The sequence below is a fragment of the Methylomonas rivi genome, from assembly GCF_024505165.1.
Taxonomy (GTDB): Bacteria; Pseudomonadota; Gammaproteobacteria; order Methylococcales; family Methylomonadaceae; genus Methylomonas; species Methylomonas rivi.
Genome location: NZ_JANIBK010000107.1, coordinates 1 through 14,088, shown reverse-complemented (window position 1 = coordinate 14,088; position 14,088 = coordinate 1). Strand labels below are relative to the sequence as shown.

The 14,088-nt window shown below is 54.3% G+C and carries 8 protein-coding genes; 6 read left to right on the top strand and 2 right to left on the bottom strand.

Going from position 1 to position 14,088, the window contains the following annotated elements:
* A partial coding sequence (locus NP596_RS15695) for an efflux transporter outer membrane subunit (RefSeq protein ID WP_256616332.1) occupies positions 1 to 1,444 on the bottom strand: 1,444 nt, incomplete at its 3' end.
* A complete protein-coding gene (locus NP596_RS15690; RefSeq protein ID WP_256616331.1) occupies positions 1,434 to 2,102 on the bottom strand; it encodes a CerR family C-terminal domain-containing protein in 669 nt (222 codons plus the stop codon). The genes NP596_RS15690 and NP596_RS15695, both read right to left, overlap by 11 nt.
* Positions 2,103 to 2,604: 502 nt before the next feature.
* On the opposite strand from NP596_RS15690, the gene mepK reads away from it, so the two are divergent.
* The 6 genes from mepK to NP596_RS15660 all read left to right on the top strand — a co-directional run.
* The gene (mepK, locus tag NP596_RS15685) at positions 2,605 to 3,417 is read left to right on the top strand and encodes a peptidoglycan L,D-endopeptidase MepK (protein WP_256616330.1); all 813 of its coding nucleotides are present in this window, start codon (positions 2,605 to 2,607) and stop codon (positions 3,415 to 3,417) included.
* A gap of 232 nt (positions 3,418 to 3,649) precedes the next feature.
* The gene (locus NP596_RS15680; RefSeq protein WP_256616329.1) at positions 3,650 to 4,903 is read left to right on the top strand and encodes a YfiM family lipoprotein; all 1,254 of its coding nucleotides are present in this window, start codon (positions 3,650 to 3,652) and stop codon (positions 4,901 to 4,903) included.
* A 427-nt stretch (positions 4,904 to 5,330) separates the two neighbouring features.
* Complete coding sequence (locus NP596_RS15675) at positions 5,331 to 10,595, top strand: hypothetical protein (RefSeq protein ID WP_256616328.1); 5,265 nt, start codon at positions 5,331 to 5,333, stop codon at positions 10,593 to 10,595.
* A gap of 105 nt (positions 10,596 to 10,700) precedes the next feature.
* The gene (locus NP596_RS15670) at positions 10,701 to 12,515 is read left to right on the top strand and encodes an O-linked N-acetylglucosamine transferase, SPINDLY family protein (protein WP_256616327.1); all 1,815 of its coding nucleotides are present in this window, start codon (positions 10,701 to 10,703) and stop codon (positions 12,513 to 12,515) included.
* 181 nt (positions 12,516 to 12,696) lie between these two features.
* Positions 12,697 to 13,497, top strand: coding sequence for a glycosyltransferase family 2 protein (locus NP596_RS15665; RefSeq protein ID WP_256616326.1), 801 nt, complete (start codon positions 12,697 to 12,699; stop codon positions 13,495 to 13,497).
* Between the two features lie 20 nt (positions 13,498 to 13,517).
* The coding region (locus NP596_RS15660) for an alpha-1,2-fucosyltransferase (RefSeq protein WP_256616325.1) at positions 13,518 to 14,088 on the top strand (571 nt) is incomplete at its 3' end.

The window sequence follows — 14,088 nt, the reverse complement described above, 5'->3', positions numbered from 1 at the left end:
CCGCCCAGCCGCCGCCGGCCGCGCGATAAAGCGCGATCCAGGCGTCGACCTGTTCCTGCTCCAGTTCCTTGAGTGCCAGTTCGGCGGCAAGCACGTTGCGGCGGGCCGTTTCCACGTCGAGTAAATTGCCTAGACCGCTTTGGTAGAGGGTTTGCAGTGCCTGAAAGTTTGCCCGGTAGCCGCTGACCGCGTCGCGGCCTTGCGGCAAGCGCTGGCAGGTGCTGTCCAAACGAACCAGGGCGTCTTCGACTTCCTTGACCGCCGTACGCACCTTGCCGCGGAAACGGCTTTCCGCCGCTTGGTATTGCACTTTGGCGACTTCCACATCGGCCGCGCGCTTGCCGGCGTCGAACAACGGCAAGCTCAGCGTCGGCCCTATCGCCCAGGTCTGCGCCAGCATCAGCGCCGCGCCGTTGATGTTTTGCAGCGTCGGGGTGATATTGCCCGACAGGCTCAATTTCGGAAATTGCTTGGCCCGTTGCACGCCGATATTAGCGCTGGCCTCGGCGAGGTCGCGTTCGGCGGCGGCTACGTCGGGCCGTTGCAATAACACCTTAGCCGGCAGCGAGGCGATTTCGAACGCCGGCGGGGTAGGCAGTTTCGCCGCCTGATCCGCCGAGCCGTTCAGTAACGACCGTAAGTCGGTTTCCGCGAGGCCGGTCATCGCCACCAAGCTTTTGATGGATCGTTCGCATTGGGCTTGTTGTTGCAGCAAGGTTCTGTTGCCTTCGGCGGCGCTGGCAGTGGCCAAGGCCACATCCCCCGGCGAGCGGAAGCCGCTTTGGCCGGCGGCAACTGTCATTCGCGCCGATTCGAGGCGCGAATCGCTGTCGGTACGCAATAAATGCACTTGCGCTTCGCAATAGCGATAAGCCAGGTAGGCATCGGCGACTTCCGCCGCTACCGCGACCCTGGCATCGTGCCAGGAGGCGGTGCGCGATGACAGCTGACTTTCGGCCGCTTCCTGCTGCCGGGCCAAGCCCCCGAATAAATCTATTTCCCAGCTGGATTGCAGTCCGGCCGAGAATTGGTTCCAGATGAACGGCGTGCCGCCAAACGAGGACGAGGAGCGTTTGGAGGCGAGCTCGGAGTCCAATTTAGGCAGTAAGGCAGCATCGGCGCCCACGAGATTTGCCCTAGCTTCTTCGATACGCGCTCTGGCATCGGCGACCGACGTGCTTACCTGTTCGGCGGCGCTTAAAAGGCGAGTCAGAGCCGGGTCCTGAAAGCGGTCCCACCAGCGCATCAGCTCGGCGGGGTCGCCTTGATGGGCCTGTTGCCGCTTGGCCGCATCGGCTTGCGGCGCGTGCCAGTTTGCCGGCGCCGGCAGCGGGTTGGCCCGATAGTCCGGGCCGACCGTAGTCAATAAGCCGCCGGATCCGCAGGCCGAAAGCATTAAAGGGATAAGACTCAAGCCGAGCGGCGGTAGGGCTTTACTGCTCATGGCCGCCATCCCGAGCACGCCGCGCGGCTTCGCTTTCTATCATGGCCAGGGCATAGCCGGCCAGACGTTCGGCCAACACATCGATGGCTTTTGGGGCGGCCAAAATTTGCGGGGAGATGACCGAGACCACTTCTTGTCCGACATAAAAATACACCGCCATGCCTATCATCGCGAAAGCCAGCCTATGCAAGTCCTCGTCGATGCGGCTCAATCCCGAATGTTCCTTGAGTAGAGAAACCAAGGCTTCCTGTTGCGGTTTGATTTCCGCGTCGATTTCCTGTTGCCAGGCGCCGGTCGGCTCGATCATCTCCCGGAAGTGCAGTTTCATCACCAGTCCGAGTTCTTCGCCTTTTTTAAGCGGTTCGAGGAATTCGCTGAAAAACCGGGTCAACACATCGGGTAAGGCTAAGTCGGCATAGGCCGCGACATTGGAACCGCAAGGCGTGTCGCCCATCGGTTCGAAGAATGCGGCGCGATATAGGCCGGCCTTATCGCCGAAGTAGTAGCGAATGGCCGAAATATTGGCGCCAGCCGCCTCGCAGATTTCCCGGGTAGAGGCGGCCTTATAGCCCTTTTCGGCAAACAGCCGCAATGCCGCCATCACCAGACGACTGCGTGCGTCGGGAGTTTCTGTTTCGGAATGTTCGGTAGTGGTCATGTTGCCCCGGCGAAATGCTATGCAAAAATAATTCAATCGATTGATTTAAATGCTATCAATCAAACGATTGATTGTCAACTGCGCCGCGACTTGTTATGGTCCTTTCCGCTCGCCAGCGCGTGCCATACATTACCGTGCTCCGTATTTTGCAATCCGGACCGGATAAAGACGGGATGCGGGTTTCGCCGGCCGGCCGGCATCGCCTAGTCTTAATTCGGGCAAAAGCCGTTAAATAGAAATCTCATGGAGTGCTATAATCGGAACTGTCTTTTTAGATTTAAGCTTTCGGAATCAATTACTTTCCGGAAAACGTCGAATTGGGAGATTGCGGATGCTGAGACATAATGTAGAAAATAATAGTGAAGAGCCTAGCGAAGTGGAGCTGTCACGGCGCAGCTTTTTCGGTCGTTTAGCGGTTGGCGCTGTTTTATCTATAGGGATGCCCGGTGTGGTTCATGCTTCAAAACCTGAAAAAAGCAAGCAGGCGCAAGCAAGAAGCGCTGTGCGCATTCCCAAGAAAAGCGCGCTCAAAACGGCTAAAGCGGCGGGGAAAACCAGTAAATTTTCGGCGGGCAAGACCACGGGCAAGCTTAATGCCGGACACCGCGCGCATGCCGTAAAATCCGCTCAAGCCAGCCGGTCCGCCAAACAAAAACATTTACAGACTGCGCATGCCGATCAGCGCAACGGCCGGGTGCGCGATGTTTACACTGGCAAAAAACAGCCGGTACATGTCGTATCAAACGCCGCCGATGCTCAGGATCATAGCGGCAGAGTGCATTCGCTCATTCGGCCCGGTCAGCGGGAAACGCTCATCCAGCCCGCGCGGGAATCGCTGTCCTTGGCCGGTCACGGCCGGTTTCCGAACCACCGTTCCCTGGCATTTCAAAATCCGCATACCGGCGATAAGCTGAGTCTGACTTATTTTGAAAAAGGCCGTTATTTGAGCGATGCCTTGGCCGAGATCAGCTTTTTATTACGCGACTACCGTACCGGCGATGTGCATGATATAGATCCGGGGTTATTGGACCAGTTACACGATTTGAAGCAAATGTTGGGATTAAGCCAACCGTTTGGGGTGATCTGCGGCTATCGTTCGCCGATGACCAATGCCAGACTGCATGCCGAGCATGCCGGGGTAGCCAACAACAGCTTCCATATACACGGCCGGGCGGTGGATATTCGCATCGAGCGTTTCGACCTGCGCCGTATCCATAGCGCGGCTATTGCCATGCACCGTGGCGGGGTGGGCTATTATCCGGAATCCAATTTTATCCATTTGGATACCGGAACGTTCAGGACCTGGACGCTTTAACAGAGAAACAGAGCCGCCGAGGCGCGGCGAACCTTTTCAGGCGGCCGGCGCGAAAGCGTTCGCGGGCGGTTAATCTTTCCGGAAAAATCGCCGGCCGTGTCGATAACGGCCGCATGACCTTCGGCTGGGTCTGCCATGAAATTCTAACGAGGCCGTTGAGTCGTTCTTTAATTTAAATTCCACCTTGTTAACCCCCCCAGCCTATGTGCATGAAGCAGTCGCCGCCGCCGGGATGAAATCGATTCCAGACCGTATACTCTGGTTGGGTTGTCTGTTGCTGGCGCTGTTAATGATAGCCGGTTTGTTGGCAATAGAAGATACGCCGCAACTCAAGCCGCGGGCAAACCTGAGTCCCAGTCAGATTGCTAAAGTCAAACGGCTGTTGGAACGCAACGATCCGCGCCGCTTGCGGGTCGGCAGCGTTGCACAGGCGGTGTTAGGCCAGGAAGAGCTGGATTCGGCCTTGAATTATGCGGCAAATCACTATGCCAGGGGCGCCTCAAGGTTGATGTTCGAGCAAGGCAAAGCGCGCATTCAAGCGACTTTGCCGTTACCGTGGCCTAGGTTAGGCGGTTTTCTGAATGTGCAAATTGAGTTGGCGGAAACCGATTCGCTGCCGGAAATCGGCGCTTTGACGGTGGGCCGGTTGGTCTTGCCTGGCTTCATCGTCAACGGCATGCTCAAGTCGGGCTTGAGCATGATACCCGTGGCCGCCGATTGGCGACAGCTGGTCGACATGGTAAAAAAAGTCCGCTTCTCCACGCGGAGAATGGTTGTAACCTACACATGGCGAGGCGATTTGCAGGCCCAATTGGGTAGCGCATTGCTATCCGATGACGAGCGCGGGCAACTGTTGTTTTATCAAACGCGCCTGGCCGAGTTAACCCGCACCGGCCGATATACTATCGGCCTAACCACGCTGCTGAATGCCTTATTTCAATCGGCCGCGCAACGCGGCGAGCAAGCCGACCCCGTCCGGGAAAATCGCGCGGCGATTCGGGTGTTGGCGTTTTATGTCACCCAAAAGGATTTGGGGCAACTGATACCGGCAAGCAAACATTGGCCCCGGCCCGTTTGGCGCAGGGTTGTACTGCAAAACCGCGACGATTTTACCAAGCATTATTTGGTGTCGGCATTGTTGGCGGCGGATGCCGGCTCGCCCCTGGCGAATGCGGTCGGTTTATATAAAGAGATTCAAGACTCGCGCGGAGGCAGCGGTTTTTCGTTCAGCGATCTGGCTGCCGATCGTGCCGGCACGCAAATGGGGAACCGGGCCGTTGCCAGCGAACAAGCCGCCAGGGCATTACAGAAACTTTTGGCTGTTGCGGCCGAGCCGGACATCATGCCGGAGACCGCCGATTTGCCGGAATTCATGCCCGAAGCGGAATTTAAGCGCCGCTATGGCGGCTTGACGGGCGATGCTTACCAAAACATGATGGCGGAAATTGAGCGCCGGGTTGCGGCATTAGCGGTCAGCCGCGAATAAACGGACATTGTATCTGCCCATGCCATGAACGGCCGGAGCGGATTTAGCCCGCGGAATGAATTCAGACATTAGAAGCGCAAGGGTAAAACGCTGCAAAACAATCTGAATGGGCTCCGGGTATTTATTCGGCGCCCAAAAGGTTAATGCGCGCGGGTTGGGCCGGGTTTGGCGAACGGGGATGAGGAGGTTTCTATTGCAAGATCAATGTTTTTAGGAAAGTTTTGCTAAAGACTTGCATGAAGCTGCCGATACCTGTTTCGATGCTGCTCTCCATGAAACTATTGAATCTATGAATGTTGCTTTCAATAGTTGGGTAAATGAGAGCTTGTGAAACGGATAGCGAGAATGGGTCGATTCGGCGTTCGGGTTTGATCAGTCTTCATTCCGGGGCGACAAATTAAGAATTTAAGTTTAAGGGGATTGGGTTATGACAACAATTACAGGGCTGAGCACGGCGCAAGTGGCCGCGTTGACAACACAGCAAATCAGAGACCTCACCACGGCGGATTTCAAGGCCATAACAGCCGAACAACTGCAAGCGTTATCGACCGATCAAGTTCAAGCCATTGAAACGCAGGACTTGGTCGTGCTGAGTTCCGGCCAGATCGAAGCGATACAAACTTATAATATCCAATCGCTGACCTCGGACCAGGCGCAGGCCTTGAAAACGGCCCAAATCAAGGCTATGTCGGCTGATCAGGTTCAAGCATTTACCAGCGATAATATAAAGGCGCTGTCGGCCGCGCAAATTAAGGCGCTGGAAGTCGACGACATTGCGGCATTGTCGACCGATCAAGTCGCCGCCATAGATCCGGCGGATCTTTCCACGCTATCCACCTTACAAATTCAGGCACTGGGCACGCAAAGTATCGCCGCTTTTTCTTCCGATCAGGTTGCCGCCTTGACCACCACGCAAATCAGGGCACTTGACAGCAACCAAATCCAGGCCCTGAGCACGGATAATGTCGCCAGCCTTTCGATTCAACAGATAAAAGCGCTGGACGATATCGATGTGGCCGCGATGAGTACGGATCAGATCGGTGCGTTGAACTCCGACCAGGTTAAAGCCTTGTCAACCAAGCAAATCGCTGCGTTGCAAGCCGATCAAATCAGCGCCCTCGGCACGGATGACATCGTCGCGTTAACCACGGCGCAAACCAAAGTCCTGACCGCGGACCAAATCAATGCCATGTCCAGCGACCAGATCGGTGCCTTGGAGACGCAAGATATCGCCCGGTTAAGCACGGCGCAAATTGCCGCGCTGACCGACGAAAGCGTCTCCAACTTTTCAACCGATCAAATCGCCGCCTTGACGACGGCCCAGTTCAAGTTGTTGAGCAGCAACCAAGTCCAGGGCTTGTCGACCGACCAAATTGCCGCCATTACTACCGCGCAGGCCAAGGTCTTGACCACCGATCAACTGGCTGCGCTGTCGACCACCCAAGTGGCCGCTTTTGAAAACCAGGATTTGGCCGCGCTCTCGACCAGCCAATTGAATGTATTTGAGGTGGAAAGTATCGCCGCCTTGTCGACCAGCCAAGTCAGAGCGTTGACAACCGCGCAAGTCGCATCGTTGAGCACCGACAAGATTGCCGGCCTGGCCTCAAGCCAAGTACAGGCATTGACGACGGCGCAAACCAAGGCCTTGACCAGCGACCAAATGCTGGCTTTAACGCCCGACAATATTTCCGCGCTCAGCACGGCCCAAATTAAAGTCGTGCAAGCCGCCGAGCTGGCTGCATTATCTACCGCCCAAATCGAGGCCTTGAGTTCGGACCAAACCGCGGCGTTGACGACCCAGCAGCTGGCTTCCCTAGGCACCGACCAAATTCGTGCGTTTGACTTGGACGATATTTCCGCATTGACCAGCGCGCAGGCAAAAGCGTTAACCATAGATCAAATCGATGCGCTGTCGGTAGATCAATTTTCGGCCTTGCAAACCGAAGATTTGGCGGCATTAAAAACCAGCCAAATCGTTGCCATCAATACGGACAATATTGCGGCCTTATCCTCGGACCAGGCCAAGGCCTTGACCACCGAACAGATTAAAGCCTTAACCAGCAATCAGATTCAGGCCTTGTCCGCCGACAACATTTCAAAATTTTCCGCCTCGCAAATCAAAGCGCTGCAAACCGACTCCCTGGTTGCCATGTCGGCCGATCAAATCGAAGCGCTTAGTTCGGACCAAACCGCCGCGCTGACTACCAAGCAACTGGCTGCGCTGAGCACGGATCAGATCAGGGTGTTCGATTCCGACGATATTGCCGCGTTGAGTACGGCGCAAGCCAGGGCACTCACCACCGATCAAGTGAATGCCTTGACGGCGGACCAGATTGCCGCGTTGCAAACCGATGATCTGGCCGCACTTTCGACCCAACAAATTGCGGCGCTGAGTACCGACAATATAGGCGTGCTGTCGACCGACCAAGCCAGGGCCTTGACGACTTCGCAAATTAAAGCCTTAACGACGGACCAAACTCAAGCTATCTCCGCCGAAAATATCGCCGCCTTGTCGACCGCGCAAATCGTAGTGTTGGAAACCGCCGATTTGACCGCGATGTCAACCGCGCAGATCGATGCCTTGACTTCGGACCAAACTTCGGCCCTGACGACCCAGCAAATAGCGTCATTGAACACGGACCAAATCCGGGCGTTCGATTCCGAAGATGTCGCCGCATTAAGCACTTCGCAAGCCAGAGCGTTGTCGACGGATCAGATTGCCGCATTGACCACCGGCCAAATTGCCGCGCTGCAAACCACCGAATTGGCGGCGCTGGCAACCGCGCAAATCGTTGCGCTCGGCACCGACAATGTCGCCGCCTTATCGACCGACCAAGCGCGGGCGTTGACCACCTCGCAAATCAAAGCGCTGACGACCGACCAGATCCAATCGCTATCGGCGGATAATGTCTCTGCCTTGACCACGGCTCAAGTCAAAGCCCTGGAGGCTACCGATATTGCCAGCATGTCGACCGCGCAAATCGCGGCGTTGACTTCCGACCAAACGGGGGTATTAACGGCGCAACAATTAAGCGCATTGAACACCGATCAGATCAATGCGTTCGATTCCGACGATATTGTGGCGCTGACGACTTCGCAAGCCAAATCGCTGAGTACCGATCAAGTCGCCAACCTGACCTCAAGCCAAATCGTGGCGCTGGAAACCGCCGACCTTGTCGCGCTGTCCACGGCGCAAATCGCGGCAATCAGCACCGATAATATTTCGGCGTTGACGACCGACCAAGCGCGCGCGCTGACAACTTCGCAAATTAAGGCGCTGAGCACCGATCAGATTCAGGCGCTGTCGGCCGATAACGTGGCGGCTTTAACCACCACACAAATCAAGGCTTTGGAAGAGGCCGATATCGCCAGTATGCTGACCGAGCAAATCGCCGCGTTGACGTCCGATCAAACCGCTGTATTGACCACGCAGCAACTGGCGGGCTTGAGCACGGACCAGATTCAGGCGTTCGACTCCGAAGATATTGTGGCGCTGACGACTTCGCAAGCCAAAGCGTTGAGCACCGATCAAGTCGCCAACCTGACCACCAGCCAAATCGTGGCGCTGGAAACAGCCGACCTTGCCGCGCTGACCACCGCGCAAATCGCGGCAATCAGTGCCGACAACATTTCGGCGCTGTCATCCGATCAGGCCCGAGCCTTAACCACAACGCAAATTAGAGCGTTGTCCAGCGATCAGCTTCAAGCCTTGACCGCCGACAATGTTGCCGCGCTCACTACCGGCCAGGTCGAAGCGATGGAAACCGGCGATATTGCCATCTTGACAACCCGGCAAACGGCGGCACTCACCACGGACCAGGTTGTCGCCTTATCGACCGCCCAAGTTGCCGCGCTCAGCACGGATAATATTGCCGGCTTATCGTCCGCCCAAGCCCAGGCATTGACGACCAGCCAGATCAGGGCGCTGACCACCGATCAAGCCCAAGCCTTGGCACCGGATAAGGTTGCCGCGCTGACGACCGATCAAATCAAAGTGCTGGAAGAGGCCGATTTGTCCGCCATGACAACCGATCAGATCGCCTCTTTGACCTCCGATCAAACGGCGGCATTGACCACGCAACAGCTGGTGGCCTTGGGAACCGATCAAGTTAAGGCGCTTTCGTTCGAGGATATTGCCGCTCTAACCAGCGCGCAAGCGGCGGCATTAACCACCGGCCAGATAGCCGCGCTGACCGCCGACCAAATCAGCGCGCTTTCAACCGATAACATTACCGCATTGACAACCTCGCAAGTCGCGGCGCTGACTACCGATAATGTGGCCGAACTGACCGCGGAACAGCTGAAATCGCTATCCGCCAGCCAAATCAATACGCTGGATACCGACCAAATCCGGGCCTTGTCGCCCAATAAATTCGCGGGACTCACCACGGATCAGGTGCAAGCGCTCAGCACCGCCAGTTTGGTTGCGCTATCGACCGACCAAGTCGATGCCTTAAGCACCGACCAGTTGGCCGCCCTGACAACCCGACAAGTGGCAGCCTTGACCACGGATCAGATCAAAACGCTTGCGTTCGACGACATACCCGCGCTGACCACGGCCCAAACTCAGGCCTTGACCACCGATCAAGTAGCAATACTCTCGGCCGATCAAATCAGCGTATTGGGAACGGACAATCTCACTGCCTTGACAACCGCACAGATCAAGGCCTTGAGTACCGATAACGTTGCCGCGCTGTCCACCGATCATTTGGCCGCGTTAACCACGGTGCAATTCGGGGCGCTGACCACCGATCAAATTCAGGCTTTGTCTACCGATCAAGTGGTCACGCTGTCCGTGGGTCAACTGCAAGCCTTGGATTCGGCGGGGCTGGTGGCGATGTCGACGGACCAGATCGATGCGCTGACCTCGGATCAAACATCCGGGTTGACAACGCAGCAACTGGCCGCTCTGTCCACCGACCAGCTCAACACATTCAACACCGACGAGATTGTGGCGTTGACCACGGCACAAGCCAAGGCTTTGACCAGCGGCCAGATCGCGGCGCTGCAGTTCGCCCAAATCGCGGCCCTGGAAACCGACGACCTGCGCGCCTTGACCAGCACGCAAATCGGCGCCTTGACCACCGATCAAATAGACCAAGGTCTCACCACCGATCAGATCCAGGCGCTGGACGATACGCAAATCAGAGAACTGAACACGGATCAAATCCAGGCGCTGAATACCGACCAAGTGATCGCGCTGACGACCGGTCAAGTCAGGACTTTGAGTACATCGCAAATTGCGGCATTGAAGTTTGCGCAAATCCAAAATATGGAAAACGCAGATCTGCAAGCGTTGACCAGCACGCAAATCAATGCCTTGACCACGGACCAGTTGCAAAGCGGCCTGACCACGGACCAAGTCCAAGCCTTGACCACCGACCAAGTCGTCGCTCTGACAACCGCTCAATTGACGGCGCTGAGTACCGATCAAATCGCCAACATGGAAACCGCCGATTTGGCGGCCTTGACAACACGTCAAGTCAGCGCCTTGACCACCGATCAGGTATTAAACGGCTTAACCACCAACAACATTACCGCATTGACCACCAGCCAAGTACGTTCCTTGACTACCGATCAAATCAGTGTGTTGACCACCGAGCAACTGGATGCCTTAACGACGGATCAGACAGCCGCATTCGGCCAGACGCAATTGGCTGCCATGACCACGGACCAACTTGCGGCGCTTTAATATTTTCAATTAACGACTATTCTTTATCACTAAACGTAGCGGCCGGCAGCTTGTCGGCCGCTACGTTTTTATTTGGGTAATTGAAAATTGATAAATGGAGTACAAATGCCGGGGATTGAAAATCAATTTGCAACTTCGGTACTCGGTGCTTGGCAAGGCAAGCTCGAATTTAACCGGTTGCTGGAAGAAGCGGAAAAATTAGAAAAAAACGGACTGGCGCCACTGGCGGCCGTGCTTTACCAAACCTGGCTGCAACGCAATCAAACGCCTTATAACCATATCGCGCTATTCAACCTGGGCACCGTATTATTTAATCAAGCCGATCTGGCGGGCGCTAAAGAGGCTTACCTGCAAGCCGTCAAGCTGGCGCCCGCATTCGTACAACCTCACTTCAATCTGGGTCTGATTCATGAGCGGGAAGGCAATATAGACGCCGCCGTTAACGAATGGCGCTGGATCGACGACCATGTGACGCCCAATTCTCCGGAACACCGGCCGTTATTGCTGCTTGCCCTCAACAACCTGGGCCGGGTGCTGGAAAACAGCAAGCTATACGGTTCCGCGCTGGATTATTTGACCAGAAGCCTAGCCCTTGAAGCCCGGCAGCCCGACGTTATCCATCACTGGGTTTATCTGCGGGAAAAACAATGCGCATGGCCGGTATACGCACACATCAACGGCGTCGGTATGGAACTGGTGCGCCAATCGACCTCCGCGCTGGCCATGCTCAGTCTGTCGGACGATCCGGAAGCGCAATTGGCGGCCGCCCGCCACTATGTCGAGCACAAACTGAGCAAAAACTTGCCCCGCCTGGCGCCGACCGCAAGCTACGGGCACGACAAAATACGGATTGCCTACTGTTCCTCGGATTTTTGCTTGCACCCGGTGGCCATGCTGACCGCGGAATTGTTCGAATTGCACGATAGAGAGCAATTCGAAGTGTACGGCTACTGTTGGACTCAGCAGGGGCATTCCCCGCTACGGCAGCGCATCATCGATGCCATGGACCATTTCGAGCGCATCGATTCGTTAACCGATGAAGCGGCGGCCCGGTTGATCCGCGAACATGAAATCGACATTCTGGTCGATTTGCACGGACAGACGCTGGGCGCGCGCGCCAATTTGCTCGCTTACCGCCCGGCGCCGATTCAAATCACCTACCTGGGATTGCCGGCCACGACCGGTTTGCCTTCGATCGATTACGTGATCGCCGACCGTTTTCTGATTCCCGAGGAATACGCCTGCTATTACTCCGAAAAGCCGCTGTATATGCCGGACGTCTATCAAGTCAGCGATCGGCAACGGAAAATTAACCCAGCTCCGAGCCGGGAAAGCTGCAAGCTGCCGGCGGAAGCCTTCGTGTTCTGCTCGTTCAATAACAATTACAAATATACGCCCGAACTGTTCGAGGCCTGGATGAACATCTTGCGTAGGGTGCCCGATAGCGTACTGTGGCTGCTGGCCGACAACCCCTGGTCGGAGATTAACTTAAAGAATCACGCTAAAAATTTCGGCATCGACCCCCACCGGCTGATTTTCGCGTCCCGCGTGGCTCCCGAGGATTATCTGGCCCGCTACGCCGTTGCCGACCTGTTTCTCGATTCCTTTCCGTTCAATGCCGGCACCACCGCCAACGACGCCTTGTGGATGGGCTTGCCGGTGCTGACGCTCACCGGCCGCTCCTTTGCCTCGCGCATGGCCGGCGCCTTGCTGACGGCCGCAGAGTTGCCGGAATTGATTACCTATGATTTGCTCAGTTACGAAAACAAGGCAGTTGAACTGGCCCAAACGCCGGACCGCTGTTCCCGGTTAAAGGCTCACCTGCAAAAGGTTAAAACCGATGGCGTGTTGTTCGATACGCCGCGTTTCGTGCGCAATCTGGAGCAGCAATTCAAGCAACTCGTGGCTGAATTAAACTGAATTAAATCGACATTTTCTCCCGGAGAATAAACTGAACCGGTCAAACCGGTCCGGTAGGCTGAGACGGTGCGGTGGTTTTACAATGCCAAACATCCAATCGAGGGATAACGGCAGTGAGAGTCGAATTATTATCGCAGGCAGTAATGGCGTTAAATTAGAAAATTATTGATGAAGGATATTAATGAGACATAAGACCCCTACCCTAAGCGTGATTGTTCCGACGCATGATAGACCCATAGAGCTCATGCGGTGTCTCAGGTCAATAAAAGAGCATATAAAAATTGATTTTGAATTAATCGTCGTTTCCGACACTACTAATGAACAAATCGTACAAGTTGCTTCCAATTTCATTGGGGAGAACGATCAATTTCATATGCGAAAAAATAATCCTGGGCCCGCATTCAGTAGGAATGTTGGAATTGATCTTGCCAGAGGTCAATTTGTTTTGATCATCGATGATGATGATGAAATTCCGGGTGTGGGGTATGACGATTTTCTTAATACGGCTTTAAACAATACTAAAAGTGTAACTTTTGGCGATGTAATTATTGCAAGGGAAGATAGGTTAAAGGGCGTTCTCACGTCCGAGAAACCGGAGCTGCTAGAGTTAACGAAAACACCTTTCGAACAGATATGGATAAAAAATTATATATTTACTCAAGCCTGTATTTTTCCCGCAATAGCCTTAGCCGGGAAAAGACAAGATGTGCATATGAAGTCTCTGGAAGATTGGGACTTTTTGCTGTCCGTTTACCAAGCGGCGGAATTTAAACCGGCACACGCGATAGGCGCCATAATTTACAAGGATTATGTTAATCAAGGCAACCGCCGAGGTACTACAACGGCGGCAAATAATTTTGAAGCCGTATTAGACTATTTATACGTTTATAGGCGCTGGCGGGCCCCAAGCGAACAATTAAAAATGATGCGGGCCAATATGCTGAAGCAAAATGGGCTTGATATTCAGGCTGAATTTCTTTAATGAGAATTAGAGTGTAAATTGTGATTGGATTTAATTTCCTCGGGAAAATGGGGCAATTGGGAAACCAAATGTTCCAATATGCGTCTCTTAGAGGGATTGCACGCAACAATGGCTATCAATTTTGCATACCCTATCATAACGAAGTTTCTACCGATGCGCTGGGCAATAATATTAAAATAGAGCTATTTAACGCGTTTGAAATGTCCTGTGTGCGGCAAGCGAATATTAAATATATAGATCCAAATAGGCCGATAATTAGAGAGTCCGGGCATAATTTTGATGAAAATCTTTTCAATCATTGCGAGGACGATGTCTGTTTGCTAGGTTATTTTCAAACGGAAAAATATTTTAAAAATATCGAAAATGAAATACGTCAAGATTTTACTTTCAAAAATGACATCCTGGCGGCGTGCACAAATTTCATTGCACACTATGAACGGCCTATTGCGCTGCATATCCGCAGGGGAGACTATCTGATTAACCCCAAAAATCATACCAATCTCGGGTTTGATTATTATGAAAAGGCATTGGATAAGTTTGAAAAAAACAGGGCCGTAATTATTTTTTCCGACGACCCTGTCTGGTGTCAAG

Excerpts from the sequence above, each read along its gene's own strand:
- NP596_RS15690 (WP_256616331.1), bottom strand. The coding sequence starts at position 2,102 with ATGACCACTACCGAACATTCCGAAACAGAAACTCCCGACGCACGCAGT.
- NP596_RS15680 (WP_256616329.1), top strand. The coding sequence starts at position 3,650 with ATGAAATCGATTCCAGACCGTATACTCTGGTTGGGTTGTCTGTTGCTG.
- NP596_RS15675 (WP_256616328.1), top strand. The coding sequence starts at position 5,331 with ATGACAACAATTACAGGGCTGAGCACGGCGCAAGTGGCCGCGTTGACA.
- NP596_RS15670 (WP_256616327.1), top strand. The coding sequence starts at position 10,701 with ATGCCGGGGATTGAAAATCAATTTGCAACTTCGGTACTCGGTGCTTGG.
- NP596_RS15665 (WP_256616326.1), top strand. The coding sequence starts at position 12,697 with ATGAGACATAAGACCCCTACCCTAAGCGTGATTGTTCCGACGCATGAT.